This is a genomic window from Streptomyces sp. NPDC051555 (assembly GCF_044454405.1).
Classification (GTDB): Bacteria; Actinomycetota; Actinomycetes; order Streptomycetales; family Streptomycetaceae; genus Streptomyces.
On the sequence record NZ_JBITDP010000006.1, the window covers coordinates 47,690 to 72,164 of the forward strand.

A 24,475-nucleotide genomic window follows, 5' to 3' on the forward strand; every position below is an offset into this window, starting at 1 on the left:
AGACTGTGAACGACAAGCGCAAGCTGCTGCTGAGCCTGCTGAAGCAGGCTTCCGCCCCGGCGGCGCCGAGCGAGGGCGTGGCGATCATCGGTGTCGCCGGCCGCTACCCGCTGGCCGAGACGGCCGGTGAGCTGTGGGACAACCTGGCCTCGGGCAAGCACTGCATCCGGGAGGTGCCGGCGGATCGTTGGGACGCCGACGCGCACTACGACCCCGCCGGCACCCGCGCCGGATACAGCAAGTGGGCCGGATTCATCGACGACGTCGACAAGTTCGACCCGCTGTTCTTCCAGATCTCCCCCGCGGACGCGGAGGCGATGGACCCCCAGGAGCGACTGTTCCTGCAGACCGCCGCGGCCACGCTGGACGACGCCGGCTACCCGGCCGCGCGGCTCGCGGCCCAGGGCCGGGTCGGGGTGTTCGTCGGCGTCATGAACAACAACTACGAGTGGATGGGCGGCGAGGCCACCGCGCTCGGCGTGCAGACCGACGCCCACTCCAACCACTGGTCCATCGCCAACCGGGTCTCCTACACCTTCGACTTCACCGGGCCCAGCCTCGCGGTGGACACCGCCTGCTCCGCCTCGCTCACCGCGGTCCACCTGGCCTGCGAGAGCCTGCGCAGCGGCGAGTGCGCTTCCGCCGTCGCGGGCGGCGTCAACCTCGTCCTGCACCCCATGCACCTGCGCACCCTGGCGCAGCGCGGCATGATCTCGCACGACGACCGGCTCAAGAGCTTCGGCGAGGGCGCCGACGGGTTCGTCGACGGCGAGGGCGTCGGCGCGGTCCTGCTCAAGCCGCTGTCCGCGGCGATCGCCGACGGGGACCGGATCCTCGGCGTGATCACCGGCTCCAGCATCAACGCGGGCGGCAAGACCGGCGGCTACACCGTGCCCAGCTCCGCCGCCCAGAGCGAGGTGATCCGCGCGGCCCTGGGTCGCGCCGGAGCCGCCCCCGAGAGCATCGGGTACGTCGAGGCCCACGGCACCGGCACCCCGCTCGGCGACCCCATCGAGATCGCCGGCCTGACCGAGGCGTTCGGCGGCCGCATCACCCCCGCACAGCGCGCCGAGCGACCCACCGTCGCGGTCGGCTCGGTCAAGTCCAACATCGGCCACCTGGAATCGGCGGCCGGCATCGCGGGCCTGACCAAGGTGCTCCTCCAGCTCCGCCACCGCGCACTCGTGCCCTCGCTGAACTCGGCCCGCCTCAACCCCGAGATCGACTTCACCACCACCCCCTTCGAGGTGCAGCAGACCCTGCGCCCGTGGACCCGACCGACCACCAACGACGCGGACGACGCGGCCGACGGCGCGCCGCTGCGCGCCCTCGTCAGCTCCTTCGGCGGCGGCGGCGCCAACGCCTGCGTGGTCGTGGAGGAGTACCGGCCCGCGGTGGAGCCGTCCTCGGCCCACGAGGCCGACACCGAGCAGCTGTTGGTGCTCTCCGCCAAGAGCGAGGACCGGCTGCGCGCGGCCGCCACCGACCTCGCCGCCTTCCTGCGCCGCGGCCAGGGCGAGGATTCCCGGGACCAGCGGCCCGAGCCGGACACCCTGGCCGCGGCCCAGCGCCTGAGCCTCGAACTGGCCGCCGAGACCCTCGGCGTGGACGCCGACTACCTGGACCTGGCCACCGAACTCACCGAGTGCGGCTTCGGCGTGGCCGAACGCGCCCGCTACCAGACGCTGCTGGCCGACGCGGCCACCACCGCGCTGCCCGCGGACACCACCGCCGCGGACACCATCGGAGCCGTCGCCCGGACCGTCGCCGCCGCCCTGGCCGCCACCCGCCCCCGCCCGCTGGACGGCGCCGCCCTCCGACTCGCCGACGTCGCCCACACCCTGCAGTCCGGGCGCACCGCCTACGAGTTCCGGCTCGCCCTGCCCGCCGCGTCCCCGGCCGACGCGGCCCGCCTGCTGGAGTCCTGGGTCGCGGGGGAGGACGAAGCCCGGACCGTCACCGGTCGCGCCGCCCGCGCCCGGGTGGAGCTCACCGCCGACGCGGCCGCCGACCTCGAACGGGCCCTGGAGCGCCGCGACCTGTCCGGCGTCGCCGCCGCCTGGGTCACCGGAGCCCTGGTGGACTGGACGCGGACCACCCCGGCCGCCGCCCGCCGCGTCGAGCTGCCGACGTACCCCTTCGCCCGCCGCCGCTACTGGATCCCGCGGCCCCCGGCCCCCGTGGCCGTCGCCGCGCCCGCCGAGCGCCAGGACACCGGCGAAACCGCCGTCAGCGACGGCGCGCCAGAGTTCTTCCGCCCGCTGTGGGTCCGCACCCAGGCGCCGACCGAAGGCGCCGCCCCGGCCCCGCGGCGCATCACCGCCCTGGTCACCGCGGCCTCCCGCTGGCTGGGCGAGGCCCTCGCCGCCCGCCACACCGGCTCCGTGGACCTCGTACGCATCGACGAGCAGCCCGGGCACGCGGCCGCCCCGTGGCTCGCCCGCACCGCGGACGCCGACCTGGTCGTCCACCTCGGCGCCGTCGGCACCCGGATCGCCGATGGTACGGGCGCCCCCGCGCTCGCCGCCGAACAGCTCCGGAACGGTTCGCTGTCCCTGTTCCACCTGCTGCGCTCCACCGCCGCGGACCGCGTCCTCGTCGTCACCAGCGACGTCCACGCGGTGGCCGGCAGCGCCTCGGAGAACCCCTTCGCCGCAGGGCTGCACGGTCTGCTCCAGGTCGCCCCCAAGGAACGGCCCGAACTCCGCGCGGCGGCCGTCGACTTCGCCGCCGCCGACTTCACCGGCGAGGCCGGCGCGCGCGCCCTGGCCGACCTCCTCCTCGCCGAGCCCGTCGACACCACCGGGCGCACCACCGTCCTGCGCGCGGGCATCCGCTACGAACGCCGCCTGGGCCGGGTCGCCCTGCCCGCCACCGTGACCGACGACCGCCCCGTCTACCGCGACGGCGGCGTCTACCTGCTGATCGGCGGCACCGGCGGCATCGCCCGCGAGCTCAGCGTCGACCTGGCCCGACGCCACCGCGCCCGCCTGGTCTGGTTCAGCCGCGGCGAGCTCGGAGCCGAGCAGCGGGCCGCGGCCGAGGAGATCCGCGCCCACGGCGGCGACGTCGCCCACGTACGCGGCGACGCCTGCTCCACCGAGGACCTGGCCGCCGCCGTGGCCGAGGCCCACCGCCTCTTCGGCGCCCTGCACGGCGTCTTCCACGCGGCCATGGTCTTCGACAACCACCTCCTGGCCGACCTCGACGAGGCCGCCTTCACCGCGGCCACCCGGGTCAAGACCGAGGGCGCGGCCGCCCTCGCCGCGGTCGTCGCGGGCGAGCGGCTCGACTTCCTCGCCTACTTCTCCTCCGCCGGCTCCTTCGGCCGGTTCGCCGGCAACGGCGCCTACATCTGCGCCTCCGCCACCGAGGACGCCTACGCCCTCTTCCTGCGCGCCCGCCTGGACTTCCCGGTCACCGTCGTCAACCAGGGCTACTGGCACCAGGTCGGCTCCGGTGCCCAGCCCGGCCTCGCCGAGATCTTCCAGGGCCTGGGCATCAGCGGCTTCACCGCTGCCGAAGGCATCACCGCCGTCGAGCGGATCCTGGCCTCCGGCCTGCCCCAGGCCATGCCGATCCGCGCCAACCGCCGCGCCCTGGAAGCCATGGGCCACGACCCGGCCCTCGACGGCGACGCCCTGCCCGGCGGCTACCCGGCCGCCCTCGCGGACCAGGCGTCCCGCCTCGCCGGGGCGGCCGCCACCGACCCCGCCGCCACCCGGGTCCTCGACGGCTACCAGGAGCTGGAGGCGGTCTCCGCCCCCGTCCTGCTCGGCGTCTACCAGCGCATGGGCGTCTTCCACCGCTCCGGCGAACGCCACAGCGCCCTGGAGCTGCGCACCACCCTGCGCATCCAGGACCGGTTCCAGCGGCTGCACGAGGCCCTGCTCAACATCCTCACCGGCGCCGGCCTGCTCACCCGCGACGGCGACCGGGTCACCACCACGGCCGCCGCCGACTCCGTGGACCACGCGGCGCAGGCCCAGGGCTGGGAAGCGGAGTTCGACCGCATCGCCACCGCCTACCCGGACATCGAGCCGACGGTCACCCTCAACCGGCTCTTCCTCCAGGCGTACCCGCAGATCCTGCGCGGCGAGGTCGGCGCCACCGAGATCATGTTCCCCGGCTCCTCCATGCAGCTGGTGCAGAACTTCTACAAGGGCAACCCGCTCACCGACCACTTCAACCTGCTGGTCCGCGAGACCGTCCGGCGCGCCCTGGAACTGCGCCTGGAGCAGCTTCCGGACGGCACCTCCTTCGAGGTGGTCGAGCTCGGCGCCGGCACCGGCGCCACCAGCGAACGGGTCCTGCCCGCACTGGAGGGCCACTCCGGCCGGGTCGGCTACACCTTCACCGACATCTCCCCGAGGTTCCTGGACTACGGCCGGGAGCGCTTCGCCGAGCGCTACCCCTTCGCCCGGTTCCAGATCCTCAACCTGGAGCGCGGACTGGCCGAACAGGGCTTCACGCCCGCCGCCGCCGACCTGGTCCTCGCCACCAACGTGGTGCACGCCACCAGCGACCTGCGCTCCACCCTGCGCAAGGCCAAGGCCCTCCTGCGCCCCGGCGGCTGGCTGGTGCTCAACGAGCTGACCTCCGTGCGGCCGCTGCTGACCATCGGCGGCGGCGTCCTGGAGGGCTGGTGGGCCTTCGACGACGGCGAACTGCGCATGCCCGACTCGCCGTTGGCCTCCCCCGAGGGCTGGACCCGGATCCTCCACGAAGAGGGCTACACCGAGGTCCGCGCGCTCGGCGCCGACGGCGCCGACCTCGGCCAGACCGTCCTCGTCGCCGAGAGCGACGGCGTCGTCCTCGGCGCGAACCCGGCGCCGCGGGCAGCTCCCGCGGCCACCGACGCGGCCACCGACGCGGCCACCGACGCGGCCACCGACGCGGCAGCCGACGAGGCCGCCTCGGCCCGGGCCGCGGCCGCCGACGCCGCCGACGCCGTCGGCGAGCGCCTGCGCGAACTGGTCGAGCGGGTGCTCAAGCTGGACGAACGGGTCGACCCCGACCGCCCCCTCGCCGACTACGGCTTCGACTCGCTCAGCGGGATGAAGATCGTCTCCGCGGTGGACGACACCTTCGGCGTCACCGTGCCCCTCGGCGACTTCTTCGAACGCCCGACCCTGCGCGAGCTCGCCGCGCACCTCGCCTCCGGCTGGCTCGCGGACGTCGTCGCCCCGGCCGCCCCGGCGCCCGCCCCCGCCCCGGCCCGGTCCACGCCCGTGGCCCCGCAGGCCCCCGCCGCGCCCGCCGCCCCCGCACGGCCCGCGGCCGCCCCGGCCGCCGAACTCGTGCTGCGCCCCCGTACCGACGCCGAGGCGTCCGTCCACCCGCTGTCCGAGGGCCAGCGCGCCCTCTGGGTCATCGAGCGGATCGCCCCTGCCACCTACGCGTACAACCTACCCCTCGCCCTCTGGCTCGACCGCGACACCGACCTCCTCGCCCTGCGCGTGGCCCTCCAGGACCTCCTGGACCGCCACGAGGAACTGCGCGCCACCGTCCGCGAGGGCGCCGACGGCCCGGCTGCCCACATCGCCACCGAGCCCGAACTCCCCTTCCAGCAGGTGTTCCTCACCACCGTGCACGAGGACGACCTGCGCGGGCGCATGCGGGCGGAGCTGCGCCGCCCCTTCGACCTCGCCGGTGGCCCGCTGCTGCGCGCCACCCTCTACACCCTCGGGGACGGCCGCCACGCCCTCCTGCTGACCTTCCACCACCTGGTCTTCGACGGGGTCTCCATCGCCCTGCTCCTCGCCGAACTGGAGCGCGGCTACCGCGCCGTGGCCGACGGCGGCCTGCCGCCCACCGACCGCCCCGAGCACAGCTACGCCGACTTCACCACCTGGCAGCGCGATCTCCTCGCCGGTCCCGAGGGCCGTCGGCTGCGCGACTACTGGACGCAGCGGCTGAGCGGCCGCCAGACCACCGTGCCGCTGCCGCTGGACCGCCCCCGCCCCGCCGTACCCGGCTACCGCGGCGCCAGCATCGACGGCGCCGTCCCCGGCCCGGTCACGGAACGGGCCCGCGCCCTGGCCGCCGCCGAAGGCACCTCGCTCTTCGGCGTCATGCTCTCCGGCTGGTTCGCCCTGCTGCACCGGTACGCCGACCAGGCGGACATCGCGGTGGGCACCCCCACCGCCGGCCGCCCGGCCAGCGGCTACGACGACGTGTTCGGCTACTTCATGAACATGGTCGTCCTCGCCGAACGGGTCGACGGCCAGGAGGCGTTCCGCGCCCTGGTCCGCCGCACCCACGCCACCGTCCTGGGCGCCCTGGAGCACAGCGCCTACCCGCTGCTCACCCTCGCCGAGGACCTGCGCCGCCTGGACCCGGCCGCGCCGTCCGCCCCCTTCAACACCGCCTTCTACTTCCAGAACTGGGCGCGCGCCGCCCGCCACGACGGCCTCGTCCTCGGCCCCGTCGAAGGAGTCCACCAGGAAGGCGAGTTCGACCTCACCCTGGAGCTCGTCGAGCAGGCCGAAGGCTGCCGCTGGACCCTCAAGTACGACCCCGACCTCTTCGACGAGGACACCGTGGAGCGCCTCGGCGCCCACTTCACCACCCTCCTCGCCGCGGCCGTCGGGGCCCCCGACACCGCCGTCGGCGCGCTCGACCTGCTCACCGGCGAGGAGCGGACCCGGCTGGCCCCGCCGGCCGCCGCCGAGTACCCGGCCGACACCCTCGTGTGGGAGCTCGTACGCCGGCAGGCCGAAGCCCGCCCGCAGACCGTGGCCGTCCGCCACCAGGGCACCGAGCTGACCTACCGCGAGCTCACCGAACGCGTCGAGACCCTCGCCGCCCGGCTGCGCACCGCCGGCGTCGGCCGCGGCCGTACCGTCGGCGTCCTGCTGCCGCGCGACGCGGACCTGCCCGTCGCCCTGCTCGCCGTCCAGGCCGCGGGCGGCAGCTACGTCCCGCTCGACCCCGGCTACCCGCGCCAGCGCCTCGCCTACATGGCCGAGGACGCCGGACTCTTCCTGATGCTCACGCACTCCTCGCACCAGGACGCCTACACCGCCGTGCCCCGCCTGCTCACCGACGGCGGCCAGGAACCGCCCGCCGCTCCCTCGCCCGGCCCCGCCGGACCCGGGGACACCGCGTACGTCATCTACACCTCCGGCTCCACCGGTCGGCCCAAGGGCGTCGCCGTAGCGCACCGCGCCCTGACCAACTTCCTGTGGTCGATGGCCCGCGAACCCGGATTCGGCCCCGGCGACACCCTGCTCGCGCTGACCACCGTCTGCTTCGACATCTCCGGCCTGGAGCTCTACCTGCCCCTGGTCACCGGCGGCACGGTCGAGATACTCCCCACCGAGGACGCCCGCGACGGACTGCGGCTGCGCCGCGCCGTCGAGACGAGCAGGGCCACCGTCATCCAGGCCACCCCGGCCACCTGGAGCATGCTGCTGGCCGCCGGATGGCAGGGCAAGCCCGGCCTGACCGTCCTGTGCGGCGGCGAGGCACTGCCCGCCGACACCGCCCGCGCACTGCTCGCCGGGAACCACGCGGTGTGGAACCTGTACGGGCCCACCGAGACCACCATCTGGTCCGCGGCGAGCCGCCTCGCCCCCGGCGAGAAGGTCACCATCGGCACCCCGATCGCCAACACCGCCCTGTACGTCCTCGACAGCACCCGCCGCCCCGTCCCGGCGGGGGTGCCCGGCGAGCTGTACATCGGCGGCCACGGCGTGGCCCAGGGCTACCTGGGCCGCCCCGAGCTGACCGCCGAACGCTTCCTGGCCGATCCGTTCGCCACCGCCGCCGACGCCCGCATGTACCGCACCGGCGACCTCGTCCGCCGCCTCCCGGACGGCCGGATCGACTACCTCGGCCGGATCGACTCCCAGGTCAAGATCCGCGGATTCCGCGTGGAACTGGAGGAGATCGAGACCACCCTGCGCGGCCTGCACGGCGTGCGCGAGGCCGTGGTCGTCGCCCGGGGGGAGGGCACCCGACACTCGCTGCTGGCCGCCTACGTCCTCGCGGACGGCGCCACCGAACCCACCCGGGAGCGGCTCGCGGCCTGGCTGCCGGACCACATGGTCCCGGACGCGCTGGTCCGGGTCACCGGCTTCCCCCGCACCCTCAACGAGAAGATCGACCGGACCACCCTGGCCGCCCTCCCCGTGGCCGAACTCCGGGCCCGCTTCGGCGCCGCCGGAGCCACGGCCGCCACCGCACCCGAGCGGGAGCGCACCGACGGCGGCGCGCAGCTCCGTACCGAGGCGCTCGTCGCCGAACTGACCACCATGGTCGCGACCCTGGCCGGACAGCGCCCCGAGGACATCGGCGCGCAGACCCCGCTCGGCGACCTCGGCATGAACTCGGTCAGCTTCACCGCGCTGAGCACCGAACTGCGCAAGGCCTACGACATCGAGGTCTACCCCACGCTGTTCTACCGCCGCGGCACCCTGCTCGCGCTCGCCGACCACCTGTGGGAGCACCACGGCAGGGAACTCACCGCCCACTTCGGCCCGGCCGTCACCGCGCTCCCCGCGGACCGCGACCTCGACCCCGCGGGGGCGGAGCCCGCCGACTCCCCGGCGACGCGGGGGCGGCGCCCCAGCAGCGACATCGCCGTCATCGGCATGGCCGGACGCCTGCCCGGCTCCACCGACCTCAAGGAGTACTGGGACCACCTCGCCGCCGGCGACGACCTGGTGACGGAGATCCCCGCCGACCGCTGGGACTGGCGCGAGCAGCCCCGCTCCCGCTCCCGCTGGGGCGGCTTCGCCCCCGACGTCGACCGCTTCGACGCCGCCTTCTTCGGGATCTCCCCGCGCGAGGCGGAGCTGATGGACCCCCAGCAGCGCCTGATGCTGGAAGTGGTCTGGTCGGCCATCGAGGACGCCGGCTACCGGCCCTCCGAGCTGGCCGGACGGCGCGTCGGAGTGTTCGTCGCGGTCACCAACTCCGACTATCTCGACGTGCAGCGCGCCGCCGGACGCGGCACCGAGGGCCACACCCTCACCGGCGCCGCCCTGTCCGTCATCCCCAACCGCGTCTCGTACGTCCTGGACCTGCGCGGCCCGTCCGTCGCCGTGGACAGCGCCTGCTCCGGCTCGCTGACCGCCGTCCACCAGGCGAGCGCCGCGCTCCGCGACGGGAGCTGCGACCTGGCCATCGCGGGCGGCGTCAGCCTGATCCTCTCCCCGTCGGTCTACGAGGCGCTCAGCCAGGGCGAGATGCTCAGCCCCGACGGCCGTTGCAAGGCCTTCGACAGCCGCGCCGACGGCTACGTACGGGGCGAGGGCGCCGGCGTCGTGCTGCTCAAGCCGAACGACCGCGCCGAACGCGACGGCGACGCCGTCCACGCCGTCATCAAGGCGGTCGCCGTCAACCACGGCGGCCGGACCACCTCCCTGACCGCCCCCAACCCTGACGCCCAGGCCGACCTGTTGGTCGAGGCGTACCGGGCGGCCGGGGTCGCCCCGGAGACCGTCGGCTACATCGAGGCCCACGGCACCGGCACCGCGCTCGGCGACCCCATCGAGACCGCCGGCCTCTCCACGGCCTTCCGCCGGCTGCGCGCGGAGAACGGCTCCGGCGCCCCGCGGACGCCCATCGCCATCGGCTCGGTGAAGACCAACATCGGCCACCTGGAGGCCGCCGCCGGCATCGCCGGCCTGTTCAAGGTCGCGCTCGGCATGCGGCACGCCACCATCCCCGCCAGCCTGCACTTCCACGAGCAGAACCCCTACCTGGAACTCGACGGCGGACCCTTCGAGGTCGCCGCCACCGCCCGACCCTGGCCGCGTCACCGCGACGCCGCCGGCGCACAGCACCCGCGCCGCGGCGGCGTCAGCTCCTTCGGCTTCGGCGGAGCGAACGCGCACATCGTGCTGGAGGAACCGACCATGCCCGACACCCGCGACGAGCAGACCGCCGAGCAGCTGTTCGTGCTGTCCGCCCGGGACGAGGAGGCACTGCGCAACACCGCGCAGCGGCTCGTCGACCACCTCGACGCGCAGGACGTCCCCCCCGGCGACCTCGCCCACACCCTGCAGACCGGCCGCGAGCCGATGGCCCACCGCCTCGCCGTGGTCGCCGAGGGCGCCGCGGCCCTGCGCGCCGAACTCGCCGCCCACCTCGCGGGCCGCCCCTCGGCGGTGCGCACCGGACGGCCCGCGCGCGGCCTGACGCCGCGCCCGGCAGCCGCCACCACGGACCTCGACACCCTCGCCGGCCACTGGCTGGACGGCGCCGAGGTCGACTGGGCCGCCCTGCACCGGGGCGCCCCGCGCCGCCGCGTGCACCTCCCCGCCTACCCCTTCGCCCGGACCCGGCACTGGGTCACCCCGGCGGCCCCCGCGGCCGCCGCCGCAGCGGCCCCGCTCCACGCCCCGCTCCACGCCCCGCTTCACCCTGCGCTCCTCGACGCCGAACTCCCCGCGCCCGACGGCGGCGGCCGCGTCTTCGCCAAGCACCTCACCGGCCGGGAGTTCTTCCTGCGCGACCACATCGTCGCCGGCGACCCCGTGCTGCCCGGTGTCGCCCATCTGGAGATCGCCCGGCTGGCCGGCGAACTCGCCGCCGACGGCGCCCCGGTGACCGGCATCGACGGCCTGGTCTGGGCCGCCCCCGTCCGGCTGCCCGCCGGCCACGGCGGCCACCGCCTGCGGGTCCGCCTCACCGGCCCCGCCGACCGACCGGCCTCCTTCGAGGTCGCCGGCGAGGGCGACGGCGCCCCCGTCCACGCCGCCGGAACCCTGCGGTTCGGCGACCCCGGCGAGCGCCCCGCGCCCGTCGACCCGGCGGCCGTCCGCGCCCGCTGCCCGCGCGTCCACACCGCCGCCGACTGCTACGAGGGCTTCTCCCGGCTCGGCTTCGACTACGGCCCGGCCTTCCAGGTGATCGAGGAGATCGCCGAGGGCGACGGCGAGGCCCTGGCCGCGCTGCGGCTGCCCGCCGACCGCCACACCGGCCCCGGCGCCTACGCCTTCCACCCGTCGCTGCTCGACGCGGCCCTGCAGACCGCCGGGCGGCTCGCGCCCGGCGCCGCCGACCCCGCGAACCCGGTCCCGTACCTGCCGTTCTCGCTCGGCTCGGTCCGCCGCTACGCCGACCTGCCGGAGCGGGTGTACGCCCACGCCACGGTCTCGGCCCGCCCGGCCCGCCCCGGCACGCTGTGCTTCGACGTCGCCCTGCGGGACGCCGAGGGCCGGGTGGTCGTCGCGATCGACGCCTTCACCCTGCGGGCCGTGCCCGCCGCGGCCCGCGCGGCCGCCTCGACCCCCGCGCCCGGGGCGCTCCCCGGCTCCGACGAGGTCTTCGCCTTCGCCCCCGGCTGGCAGCCCGTCGCCGCCGGAGCCGGCCCGCTCGACACGGCCGTACTGGTCCTCGGCCCCACCACCGGGTCCGCGGCGGTCACCGCGGCCCTCACCGCCGCCGGCGCGACCACGGTCGTCCGCACCACCGACGCCGTCGACGCCGCAGACGCCTTCGACGCCGAGGCGGCGGTCGGCGCCGTCGCGTCCGGATCCGCCACCGTGGTGCACCTGTCCGGCCCGGACACCGACACCGCGGCGGCCGTCGAGCACGGTTTCCACACCGCCGGCGCCTTCCTGCGGGCCTGGCAGCGGGCCCGCCGCGGAGCCCTGCGCTACCTGTACGTCCACCCCGAGCCCGCGGCCTCCCCGGCCCACCCGGCCATGGCCGCCTTCGCCCGCTCGGTGCGCCTGGAACACCCCGCCGTCGATTTCACCGTGCTCGCCGTCGCCGCGGACCGCACCCTCGCCGACGCCGTCACCGCCGAACTCGCCGGATCCGGCGGGGTCGAGACCCGCGCCGACCGCACCGGCCGCTCCCGCCGCAGCTGGCACCGCGCGACCCTGCCCGCCACCGCCCCGTCGCCCTTCACCGGCCCCGGCGCGCACATCGTGACCGGCGGTACGGGCGCCCTCGGCCTGCTCCTCGCCGAGCACATCGCCGCCGCCCGCACGGAGGCCGGGACCCGCGCCGGAGGCATCGTGCTCGCCTCCCGCACGGCCCCCGGCCCCGAGGCCCTCGCCCGGATCGACGCCATCGGCGCCCACGTGGTGCGGGCCGACGTGTCCGACCCGGACGGCGTGCGGCTGCTGATCGAGGAGGCCCGCCGCACCCACGGTTCGGTCGCCGGCGTCCTGCACGCCGCGGGCGTCCTGCGCGACGGCCTGCTCGCCCGCAAGGAGCGGGCCGACGCCGAGGCCGTCCTCGCCGCCAAGGTGCACGGCACCGTCCTGCTCGACGAGGCCACCCGCGAGGACCGCCTCGACTACTTCGTGACGTTCTCCTCGGCCGCCGCCGCCTTCGGCAACACCGGCCAGAGCGACTACGCCTTCGCCAACGCCTTCCTCGACCACTTCGCCGAGGAGCGCGAGCAGCGGCGCCTGGCGGGCACCCGGCACGGCCGCACCCTCGCCGCCGCCTGGCCGGTGTGGGCCGACGGCGGCATGCGGATCGACGCCGCCGCCGAGGAGTTCATGGACCGGGTCCTCGGCATGCGCCCGCTGCGCACCGGCGCCGCCCTCGGCGCCCTGGACCGCGCGCTGGCCACCACCGCACCCCGGCTGCTCCTCGCCCCCGGTGACCCCGACCGCATCCTGGCCGCCCTCGACGGCGGGCGCGCCCCCGCGGCCCCGGTGACCGCAGCGGCCACCGCGACCGCCCCGGCGGCCGACGCGGACGCGCAGGGCCGCGCCGAGGCACTGGTCCTGCGGCTGCTCGCCGAAGAGGTAAAACTCCCCGAGAGCGAGATCTCCCTCACCGAGTCCTTCGACCAGTACGGGCTGGACTCCCTCATCTCCATGAGCATGGTCCGCCGGCTGGAGGAGCTCTTCGGCCCGCTGCCCAAGACCCTGCTCTTCGAGCACGTGACGGTCCGCGAACTCGCCGGGTACCTGAGCACCGAACACCCGGACGCGCTGACCGGTCTCGCGACCGAGACCGCGACGGCGACGGCCCCGCCGGCCCCCGAGGTCGTCGCCGTGACCGCCGCCCCCGACCGCGCCGCCACCCGCGGCGAAGACATCGAGATCGCCGTCATCGGCGTCGCGGGCCGGTACCCGCAGGCCGACGACGTGGACGAGTTCTGGCGCAACCTGCGGGCCGCCCGGGACAGCGTCGAGGAGGTCCCCGCCGACCGCTGGGACCACGACACCTTCTACGACGCCGACAAGTCCGCCCCCGGCAAGACCTACGGGAAGTGGGGCGGCTTCGTCCGCGACGCCGACCGCTTCGACCCGCTGTTCTTCCGCATGTCCCAGATCGAGGCCGAGCACACCGACCCCCAGGAGCGCGTCTTCCTGGAGACCGTCTGGCACCTCATGGAGGACGCCGGCTACACCCGCGCGCAGCTCCGCGGCGCCCGTACCGGCGTGTTCGTCGGCATGATGTACGGCCACTACCAGCTGTACGGCGTCCAGGAAGCCCTGGAGGGCAAGGGCTTCGCCCCCTCCTCCTCCTACGCCTCGGTCGCCAACCGGGTCTCGTACTTCTTCGACTTCACCGGACCCAGCGTCGCCCTGGACACGATGTGCTCCTCCTCGCTGGTCACCATCCACCAGGCCTGCCTGGCCATCCGCAACGGCGACTGCGACGTCGCCGTCGCCGGCGGCGTCAACATCTCCAGCCACCCCGTGAAGTTCCTCCAGCTCGCCCAGCGCAGCTTCCTCGCCGCGGACGGCCGCTGCCGCAGCTTCGGCGAAGGCGGCACCGGCTACGTGCCCGCCGAGGGCTCCGGCGCCGTCCTGCTCAAGCGACTGGACGCCGCCCTCGCCGACGGCGACCGCATCCTCGCGGTCGTGAAGTCGTCCGCCGTCAACCACGGCGGCGCCGGCTCCGGCTACAGCGTCCCCAACCCCAAGGCCCAGGGCGACCTGGTCCGCTGCGCCCTGGAGCGGGCCGGGCTGCGCCCCGCCGACCTCGACTACCTGGAGGCCCACGGCACCGGCACCGCCCTCGGCGACCCGGTGGAGGTCACCGGTATGCTCCGCGCCTTCCAGGGCGACACGCCCGAGCGGCTGCCGATCGGTTCCGTGAAGTCGAACATCGGGCACGCCGAGTCCGCAGCCGGCATCGCCGCCATCACCAAGGTGCTGCTCCAGATGCGGCACGGCGAACTCGCCGCCTCGCTGCACGCCGACCGCCTCAACCCCAATATCGACTTCTCCGCCGGCCCGTTCGAGGTCCAGCGGGAACGCGCCCCCTGGCCGCGCCGCGTCCTCGACGACGGCACCGTCAAGCCGCGCACCGCCGGTGTGAGCAGCTTCGGCGCGGGCGGCACCAACGCGCACATCATCCTCCAGGAGTACGTCGCCGACCCGACGTCGCCGACCCGCACCCCGGCCGTCGGACCCCAGCTGGCCGTGCTGTCCGCCCGCGACGCCGACCGGCTGACCGCCCAGGCGCGCCGACTGGCCGCGCACCTGCGCGACGAGGCCGTGGACGCGACCCCCGAGGAGATCGCCTGGACCCTGCAGTCCGGACGCGAGGCCATGGAACACCGGCTCGCCGTCCTCTTCCACCACCCGGCCGAACTCGCCGCCCACCTGGACGAACTGGCCGCCGGCCACACCCCGGCCGGTACCTGGCGCGCGGTCGTCAACCTGCGCAAGCCCGTCGCGGGCGGCCCGGTCGACGACAGCCCCGCAGCCCTCGCCGAGGCGTGGACCGCCGGCCGCCAGGTCGACTTCGCCGTCCTGCACCCGGCGGGCCGGCCCGCCCGCACGGCCCTGCCCGGCTACCCCTTCGGCGGGGACCGGGTCTGGCTCGCCGCCGCGGACGCCCAGCTCGCCGCCCTGAACCGGGCGGCCGCACCCGCCGGCGAACTGCTCACCCGGCACTGGGTCCCGGCCGAGGCGGTCGTACGCGGCGCCCTGCCCGCCCGTACCGCCGTACTGGCCGCGCCGGGCACCGAGGCCCTCGCCGCCCGGCTGGCCGCGCACCTGCCCGCCGCCGAGGTACTGGACGCGGAGCGGATCGCCGCCGACCTCGCCGACCCCACCACCGCGTGGAACCGCTACGACGCCGTGGTCGACCTCGCGGGCTGCGCCGACCCGGCCCGGCCCGCGGCGCACCACCTGCTGGCCGGCTGGCTGCACTGGATGCGACAGCTCGTCGACAGCCGCCACGAACTGACCGCCCTGCTGATCACGCGCGACGGCGGCGGGGGAGCGGCCGCCCGCACCGGGCTGTACCGGATGCTCCAGAGCGAGTACCGCCACCTGCGCTCCCGCCACGTCGACGCCGGCCATGGCGTCCTCGACGACCAGCTGTGCCTGCGCGTCGCCGACGAACTCGCCGCGGGCGACGACCCGTACGAGATCGCCTACCGCGACGGCGCGCGCCACCGGGCGGAGCTGCGCGCCCTGCCGCAGGCCCCGACCGGCCGCACCTCCTTCCCGGCCGACCACGTCCTGTGGGTCACCGGAGGCACCCGCGGCCTCGGCCTGCTGAGCGCCCGCCACTTCGTCGAGCGCCACGGCGTGCGCAAGCTGGTCCTCACCGGCCGCGAGGAACTCCCGCCGCGCACCGCATGGGCCGCGCACATCGCCGCCGGCACCGCCCTGGGCGAGAAGCTGCGCCCGCTCGCCGAACTGGTCGCGCGCGGCATCGAGCTGGAGGTCCTCGCCGTACCGCTGGAGGAGACGGAGGCCCTGGCCAAGAGCCTCGCCGACATCCGGCTCCGGATGGGACCGGCCGGCGGAGTGATCCACAGCGCGGGCTTCACCGACTTCGAGAACCCCGCCTTCGTCCGCAAGACGCAGGCCGGCATCGACCGGGTCGTCAGCCCGAAGGTCTTCGGCCTCGACTCGCTGATCACCTGCTTCCGCGACGAGCCCCTGAGCCTGTTCGTGCTGTACTCCTCGGTCGCCGCCTGCGTCCCCGCCCTCGCCGTGGGCCAGAGCGACTACGCCTTGGCCAACGCCTACCTGGACGCGGTCGCCGAGGCCCGTCCGTACGGGCTCCCGCTGGTCAGCGTGCAGTGGCCGAGCTGGAAGGACACGGGGATGGGGGAGGCGCGCAGCGCCGCCTACCAGGCCTCCGGGCTGTCCTCGCTGACGGACGAGCAGGGCCTCGCCCTGTTGGACCGAGCCCTGGCGAGCGGTGCCCGGGTGGTCCTGCCCGCGCTGCCGCGCCCGGACGCCGAGTGGCGCCCCGAGCTCCTCACCTCCCGCCGGCTGTCCCCGGCCACGACCCCGGCCGCCCCGGCCGTCGCCGCCGCCCCGGCGGTCCCCACCGCTGCGGCAGCCGACGACGGGGTGCGGGGCGCGGTCGACGCGGCCTCCTCCTGGCTGCTGGACCGGCTCGCCGCCGAACTCCGCTTCGAGCGGAGCCGGCTGACGGGCGACACCCCCATCCACGACTACGGCACCGACTCGATCATGGTGTCCCAGCTGGTGCAGACCGCCGCCAAGCGACTCGACGTCTCCATCGACCCCTCGGCGCTGCTGGAGCACCCCACCGCCGACGGCTTCGCCGCGTACCTCGCCGACGAGCACCGGGACGCCCTCCTCGCGGCCTTCGCCGCACCCGCCGCGGCCACCCCCGCCGCCGTCCCGGCATCCGCGGCCCGCACGGCGACGGCCGCCGCGCCGACCGCGCCGGCGGCACCGGTCGGCCCGGCCACCGCGGCCGTCGCCCCCGCCACCACCGACATCGCCGTGATCGGCCTCTCCTGCCGCTTCCCCGACGCCCCGTCGGCCGGCGCGTACTGGGACCTGCTGCGCCAGGGCCGCTCGGCCCTGCACCCGATCCCGGACAGCCGGTTCGGTCGTCCCGTCGGCTACCACGCGGGTCTGCTCGACGACGTCCTGCGCTTCGACCCGGAGTCCTTCCTCCTCGCCGAGGCCGACGTCGCGGCCATGGACCCGCAGGCCCTGCTCCTCCTCGAAGAGGTCGACAACGCCCTGCACCACGCCGGCTACCGGCCGGCCGAGCTCAAGGGCCGTCGCATCGGCGTCTACGTCGGCGGCCGCGCCACCCACACCCCCGACACCGAGAGCCTGGCCAGGGCGAAGAACCCGGTCGTGGTCACCGGTCAGAACTACCTGTCGGCGAACGTCTCGCAGTTCTTCGACTTCCGCGGACCCAGCCTGGTCGTCGACACCGCCTGCTCCTCCGCCCTGGTCGCCATGGACATGGCCGTCCAGGCCCTGCGCTCGGGCGACATCGAGTCCGCCGTGATCGCGGGCGTCAGCCTGCTGGCCGACGACCGCGCCCACCAGGTCTTCGGACAGCGCGGACTGCTCAACCCGGGTTCCGCGTTCCACGTGTTCGACCGCCGGGCCGCGGGCCTGGTCCTCGGCGAGGGCGTCGGCGTCGTCGTCCTCAAGCCGCTGGCGGCCGCGCAGGCCGCCGGGGACCGCGTGGTCGCCGTCATCAAGGGCATCGCGATCAACAACGACGGCCGCACCGCCGGCCCCGCCACCCCGAACCTCCAGGCCCAGAAGGACGTGATGAAGGAGGCACTCGCGCGCAGCGGTCACCTGCCCCAGGACATCGGCTGGATCGAGGCCAACGGCTCCGGGTCGGCCGTCACCGACCTGCTCGAACTCAAGGCCGTGGAAGGGGTCTACCGGTCCGGCTCCGCCCAGCCGGTGGCGCTCGGTTCCATCAAGCCGAACATCGGCCACCCGCTGGCCGCCGAAGGCATCGCCGCCTTCATCAAGGTGGCCCTGATGCTGCACCACCGCGAGCAGGTCCCCTTCGGCTCCGGTCAGGAGCCGCTGGCCCACTACGACCTGGCCGCCTCCCCGCTGTACTTCCCGCGGGAGCCCCGGCCCTGGCCGACCGGCGCCGCCGAACTCGCCGCGGTGAACTGCTTCGCAGACGGCGGCACCAACGCCCACCTGCTGCTCGCCCCGGCGCCGGATGCGTCCTCGACCGGGTCGGCCGTCGTCCGTACCCCGCTGCCGCAGCCGGTCCGCGCCCCCCGGGTCGTGATCCGTGGCCGGGCGACGGCGAGCGCCACCGCGTCCGCGAGCACCGCTCCCGCCGCCCCCGCCCCCGTCCCCGCCGCGCCCGCCGGGAGCATGTTCTGGGACACCTACCGATGAGCGCCGTGATCCCCGCGCCGACCGGGGACCTGCCCGTCGTCTTCATGTTCTCCGGCCAGGGGTCCCAGTACTACGGGATGGGTCGGGAGCTCTTCGAGGCCGACGCGGTGTTCCGCGCCGCCCTCCTCCGCCACGACGCGGTGGTGGCCGCCGAGCTCGGGGAATCGGTCATCGCCCGGATGTTCGACCCGGCTCGCCGCAAGAACGATCCGTTCACCGACACCCGGCTCACCCACCCGGCGATCGTCATGACCGAACTGGCCCTCGCGGAGACCCTGCGGGCGGCGGGACTGGAACCGGCCTACCTGCTCGGCTCCAGCCTCGGCGAGTACGCGGCGGCAGCCGTCTCCGGCAGTCTGGACGAGGCGGAGTGCCTGCGGGTGCTGGTACGACAGGCCTCCGGCCTGCGCACCGGCCCCCGCGGGGGCATGCTCGCCGTGCTCGCCCCCGTCGACGTGCTCGACCGGGTCGCCGCCCTGCGCGAGTGCGAGGTCGCGGCCCGCAACTACCCGGGCCACTTCGTGGTCGCCGCCGACGAGGACACCCTGGCCCGGGCCGAGCGGGAGCTGCGCGCCGCCGACGTCCTCCACCAGCGCGTCCCCGTCGAGTACGCCTACCACTCGCGGCACATGGAGCCGGTCCTCGCGCAGTGCAACAACGCCTTCGACGGCGTGGAGTTCGGCCCGCCGACCATCCCGTGGATCTCCTGCGTGGACGGCCGGTCCGTGGAACGGCCGACCGCGCACCACTTCTGGCGGGCGGCCCGCCGACCCATCGAGTTCGAGGAGGCCATGGCCGCCATGCGGGCCCGGGGCGACTTCCTCTACCTCGACCTGGGGCCGTCCGGCACCCTGCACAACTTCGCCCGCAACAACCTGCCGGCAGGGAGCCGCTCCCGGTCCCTGCCCCTGCTCAGCCCCTTCGGGTACGACCCGGAACAGATCTCCCGGGCCCGGACGCTCGCCGCACCGAAGGCGGCCACGGCACCGCGCGCACCGCTTGCACCGCACGCACCGAAGACACCAAGGAAGGCACACGGTATGAAGGTCTACGGCTTCCCCGGCCAGGGCTCCCAGCAGCGGGGCATGGGCAAGGGATTGTTCGAAAAGTTCCCCGAGCAGACCGCGATCGCCGACCGCGTCCTCGGCTACTCCATCGAGGAACTGTGCGTCTCGGACCCCGAGCGCCGCCTCGGCCGCACCGAGTACACCCAGCCCGCCCTCTACACGGTCAGCGCCCTGACCTACCTGGACCACCTCACCCGGGACCCGGAGCCCGCCGACTACCTGATCGGCCACAGCCTGGGCGAGTACGTGGCCCTCTTCGCCTCCGGCGTCTTCGACTTCGAGACCGGGCTGCGCCTGGTGCAGCGCCGCGGAGCCCTGATGGCCGCCGCGGGCGGCGGCTCCATGGCCGCCGTCGTCGGCAGCGACGAGGACGCCGTCACCCGGATCCTCGCCGGATCCGGTCTCGACGGCCTGGACCTGGCGAACCTCAACGCGCTCGACCAGTTCGTCCTGTCCGGTCCCGCCGACGACATCGGCGCCGCCTGCACCGCCTTCGAGGCGGCCGGCGCCCGCGCGGTCCGACTCAATGTGAGCGCCCCCTTCCACTCCCGCTACATGCGGGGAACCGCCGAGGAGTTCGCGCGCTTCCTCGACGGCTTCGCCTTCGGCCGGCCCACCGTCCCCGTCCTCGCCAACACCGACGCCCAGCCCTACCGGGCCGACACCGCCAAGGCGACCCTCACCGCGCAGATCGCCTCCCCGGTGCGCTGGAGCGAGACGGTCCGTCGACTGATGGGCCACGGCGACTTCGACTTCACCGAGCTCGGCCCGGGCCACGTCCTCACCCGGCTCGTCGCCCGCATCCGCTCCTCGGCCACCCCCCTCCCGGTCCCGACGCACACTCCGGCCCCGGCCCTCGTCGACGCGGCCCCGGCCCAGGCCCCCGCGCCCCGCGGCATCGAAGCGGACACGCTCGGCTCTGCGACGTTCCGGGCCCGCTACGGCCTCCGGCGCGCCTACCTCCTCGGCTCCCTCTACGGCGGCGTCTCCGGCCCCGACATGCTCCGCGCCGCGGCCAAGGCCGGGCTCCTCGGCTTCCTCGGCACCGCCGGTCTGGGCCCCACCGAGACCGAGGACCAGCTGCGCACCCTCGCCGCCGACCTGGGCCTCGGCGGCGCGTTCGGCGTCAACCTGCTCTACCGGCACGGCGCCCCGGAGCAGGAGTCCGCGCTCGTCGACCTGTTGCTGCGGCACGGAGTGGACCTCGTCGAGGCCTCCGGCTTCCCGCTGATCACCCCGGCGCTGGTCCGCTTCCGGCTCAAGGGCGGCCGGATCATCGCCAAGGTGTCCCGGACCGACACGGCCGCCGAGTTCCTCGCCCCGCCGCCGCAGGTCCTGGTCGACCGCCTGCTCGCGTCGGGCGAGGTCACCGAGGAGGAGGCCCGGCAGGCCGCCGGCCGGCCCATGGCCGACGACCTGTGCGTCGAGGCCGACGGCGGCTGGCTCAGCAGCACCGCCGACCTGCTGACCCTGCTCCCCGCCGTGCTGCGGCTGCGCGACGAGGTCGCCCTGCCCGGCCACCGCGTGCACATCGGCTGCGCCGGCGGCATCGGCACCCCCGAGGCCGCCGCCGCGGCCTTCCTCCTCGGCGCCGACTTCCTGCTGACCGGCTCCGTCAACCAGTGCTCCGTGGAGGCCGCCACCAGCCCCGAGGTCAAGGACATCCTCCAGCAGGCCCGGGAGTTCGACGTGGACACCGCCCCCTGGGGCGAGATGTTCGAACTCGGCGTCCAGGCCCGCTACCTCAAGCGCGGTCTGTTCTTCCCCGCCCGCGCCGCCCGCCTGTACGAGATCTGGCGCCGGCACGCCTCGTTCGCCGAGCTCGACGAGGAGACCCGCACCCAGGTCCTCGACCGGTTCCTCGGCGGCGCGACCGCGCCGGCCGCCACCCCCGGCCCGGACCCCAAGGCCGAGCTCGCCGCCCTGTTCCGCGGCTACTTCGACCGGGGCCTGCGCCTCGCCGTCACCGGGGACCAGCGCTCCCGGGTCGACTACCTGGTCCACTGCGGTCCGTCGATGGGCGCGTTCAACCAGGTCGTCGCGGGCACGGCGCTGCACCCCTGGAGCGCCCGTACGGTCGAGGCCATCGCCGACACGCTCATGGAAGGCGCGGCGACGCACATCACGGACCGCCTGAACACCTTCCGCTGATCCGGCCTCACCCGCACGACGACGTCGGCCTCCACGACCAGGACCTGGTCGTGGAGGCCGACGTCGTGCCCGCCCGGTGGTTCATCGGGCGGGTCGTTCACCCACGGGGAGCGAGCTTCACCCGAACCGGGCCCTCGGCCCGCAGCGTCACCCCGGTCGACATCGGAATGTCCGTGTCGACCGCCGTGAACTCGAACTTCTGCAGCAGCGCGCCCAGGGTCAGGACCGCGTTCAACATCGCCAGGTGCTGGCCCACGCAGGCCCGCGGACCGCCGCCGAACGGGAACCACGTGTACCGCCCGCGCTCCGCCTCCTTCTCCGGCAGGAACCGCTCCGGGTCGAAGAGGTCGGGGTCCTCCCAGATGTCGGGACGCCGCTGGATCACGCCCGGGCTGACCAGTACGTCGGAGCCCGCCGGGATGACGTACTCGCCGATCTCCACGTCCACATCGGGGGAGCGGCCGAAGGAGGGCGCCGCCGGGTACAGGCGCAGCGTCTCCTTGATCACCTGGTTCAGGTACGGCAGTTGCGCCATGTCCCCCGCACCCGGGATCCGGCCCTCCAGCACCGCGTCGACCTCCGCGTGCGCACGGGCCTGCGCGTCGGGGTTCAGCGCCAGCATGTGCATGGCGAAGGAGAGGGAGGTCGCCGTGCTCTCGTGGCCCGTCACCAGGAACACCAGCACCTGCTCGCGGATCTCCTGCGCGCTGAGCGGCTCCCCGTTCTCGTCGCGCGCACGCGCCAGCACGCTCAGCATGTCGTGCCGGTCCGACTCGCCCTCGGCCTCCGCGTCCTGGCGGGCCGCGATGATCTGGTCACACACGTCGTACAGTTCCTGGTGCGCTTTCGCCGCCTTCGTATTGCCGGGCGTCGGTACCTTTCGCGGAATGTTGACGGGCGAGAAGGCCCGCTTCACCGCGTACGCATTGATGATGGGGAAATTGCGCTTGACGCTCCCGAGCGCCGTCTCCAGGTCGCCGCCGGTACCGAACAGCAGCCGGGCTATCACGCGCAGCGTGTACCGGGCCATCTCGTCGGCGGCGTCGACGGTCGCGTCCTCCACCTCGTCCCACCGCCGCGTCAGCTCCTGCGCCTCGGCGGCGATGTCGGTGCAGTAGCTGTCCACCTGGCGCTGGCTGAACAGCGGGTTCAGCAGTCGCCGCTGGCGCATGTGCTCCTCGTCCTGGCTGGTCAGCAGCCCGTTGCCGAAGGAGGCGCGCAGTTCGTCGTAGAACCGGCTGTCCTTGCGGAAGGTGGCCGCCGACTGCGCGAGCACCTGCTGCGCCCCGGCCGGGGAGAACACCCCGTAGAACTGCGCCCGCATTCCCGGCGGGCCGGCGACGAACCGCACCACGTCGCCGTGCTCCTGCTGGGCCTTGAGGTAGGTCCCGAGAGCGTCCCGTTGAAGGTCGAGCATCGACCCGAACAGCGGGTGTCCGGTCGCGGTGGGCGGTTGGATCGCCATGCTGAATTCTCCCCGTTGTAAAGAATTGGTGAATCATTAACTATGTGCCGAGCAAGCCTAGTTGCTGTCGACCCGAGGCCAAGATCGATTTCAGGAAAGATCGTTTTGATCTGGCTGGTAAACATCTCTGGGGAGAGGGCGGGGGAGCGGTCCGTCGGCGGTCCGTGGCCTGTGGTGTACTCGGCCGATGGACATGACTTCCCGAGAGGTCCGCATCCCCCTTGACCAGGCCGTGGAGGTCGTTCAGGACCTGAACGAGTTGGTGGTCTCCCTCGACCGGCTCGTATCGCGGCTGGGCACGGGGACGGCGGATGAGAGCGCCATCGGCACCTTCGTCCTCGACTGGAACGTCCTGCGAAAGCTCGCCAGAGCTCGTCAAGTCATCGACGTGGCGCTCGATGCGGAGCTGAGCGAAGAGGAGAACCTGGAGGTCGACGCCCTGTGCGAGCAGGGCCGGTTCTTCGGCGCCGGGTAGGCGCGAGGCGCGGCCCGTCGCACGTTCGAGGGGCGGACTCCCTGAGTCCGCCCCTCATCGCCCGTTACGCTCCGGCCGCCCGGCGGAACCCACCGGCCGGACGGCGGGATCCTGCCGGGGTACGGGTCAGATCCCGGCGCAGTTGGTGAACGTCGGCCTGGTCCGGGCGCTGTAGATGCTCGCGCCGCCGTTGACGTCGTACTTGAGCGGCACGGTGATGGTGTCGTCGGCGGTCCACGGGAAGCCCTGGGCGTCGAAGGTCCAGGTGCCGGTGGCCTTGGTGGCGAGCTCGGACAGCGTGACCCACCCGTACTGGCGCGGGGGCACGCTCACGGTCAGCTTGTTGCCCATTTCCCGCTTGAGGTCCAACGTGGTCTGGCCGTTGACCTCGGCCGAGACGGTGAGCGTGAGTTTGACGACCTCGATGCTGCCCTCGCCGGAGAGGCTTCCACCCAGTTTGAAGCCGATGGAGTTGGTCCACCCCGTGCTGGTGCTCAGCGAGAACTCCCACGGGATCATGGTCGAGGTGTCGTTGAACCAGATCGGGGAGACGCACGTCTCCGGCAGGGTGAACGGCGGTGTCTGACTGGTCGTGGACCACGCGCAGGTCGCGGTGTCCTTGTTGCAGCGGCCGGCGGCGTAGTCCACGGCGGTGTTCCACGCCGTCTGGTAGATCGAGGCGGGCAGCGTCCACTGCTGCTGCGACGTGTTGTCGCAGCGGTAGGTGTACACGAAGTTGTCGGTGTTGGGCGGGATCTGGACGGTCAGGCAGGTGTTGTCGCCGACCTGGCGGATCCGGAAGGCCTTCTGCGGGGATCCGGAGATCGGTTGGAGGTACCACTGCTCGGACGCGCGCCCGTCACACGGCTGTTGCCGCAGTTGGTAGCGGGCGGTGGTCAGGTCCATGCACTTGCCGGTGGTGTTGTTGACGATGGCGAATCCCGAGCCCAGGGTGGCGGGCGTGTTGATGCGCCAGTTCGTGGCCGAGCCCGGCGCCCGGTTGACGGAGATGAACGCGTTGTCGTCGTAGTTGCCGTCCTGGACGTCCAGCAGCTTTCCGTTGCTGACGTTGGCGAACGTCAACTGGATCAGTGCCGTGGCCGACGTGCCGCCCTCCTCCCGTGCGGCGGCGGGGGACGTCATGACCCCCACGGCCGCGCACAGCGCCGCGATGAGCACAGCGCTTCTCCGCAGTAGAGATCTTCTTCCGCGCCCAGCTGTTTCTCTTGCCACGGGTGTCGTAGTCCCTTCGTAGAACGCATGCCGGAGG

General features: G+C 74.3%; 5 protein-coding genes. 3 read left to right on the forward strand and 2 right to left on the reverse strand.

Features of this window, described 5'->3' with window-relative positions; translation table 11 throughout:
* Positions 1 to 5: 5 nt before the first annotated feature.
* Both ACIBEA_RS15090 and fabD read left to right on the forward strand, forming a co-directional pair.
* Positions 6 to 18,047 (forward strand): amino acid adenylation domain-containing protein, encoded by an 18,042-nt coding sequence (locus ACIBEA_RS15090; protein ID WP_399260862.1) that lies wholly within the window; start codon positions 6 to 8, stop codon positions 18,045 to 18,047.
* Entirely contained in the window at positions 18,044 to 21,265 is a 3,222-nt protein-coding gene (gene fabD / locus ACIBEA_RS15095) for an ACP S-malonyltransferase (protein WP_399260864.1), read from the forward strand. The genes ACIBEA_RS15090 and fabD overlap by 4 nt, the downstream gene beginning before the upstream one ends.
* A 97-nt stretch (positions 21,266 to 21,362) precedes the next feature.
* On the opposite strand, the gene ACIBEA_RS15100 is transcribed toward fabD, so the two are convergent.
* The gene (locus tag ACIBEA_RS15100) at positions 21,363 to 22,730 is read right to left on the reverse strand and encodes a cytochrome P450 (protein ID WP_399260866.1); all 1,368 of its coding nucleotides are present in this window, start codon (positions 22,728 to 22,730) and stop codon (positions 21,363 to 21,365) included.
* A gap of 187 nt (positions 22,731 to 22,917) precedes the next feature.
* Here ACIBEA_RS15100 and ACIBEA_RS15105 point away from each other — a divergent pair, with 187 nt between their 5' ends.
* Positions 22,918 to 23,205 carry a hypothetical protein gene (locus tag ACIBEA_RS15105; RefSeq protein ID WP_399260868.1) on the forward strand — a complete coding sequence of 96 codons (288 nt, stop codon included), beginning with the start codon at positions 22,918 to 22,920 and terminating at the stop codon, positions 23,203 to 23,205.
* A 126-nt stretch (positions 23,206 to 23,331) separates the two neighbouring features.
* Here ACIBEA_RS15105 and ACIBEA_RS15110 read toward each other — a convergent pair whose 3' ends face one another.
* Complete coding sequence (locus tag ACIBEA_RS15110; RefSeq protein ID WP_399260870.1) at positions 23,332 to 24,384, reverse strand: RICIN domain-containing protein; 1,053 nt, start codon at positions 24,382 to 24,384, stop codon at positions 23,332 to 23,334.
* Positions 24,385 to 24,475 lie beyond the last annotated feature (91 nt).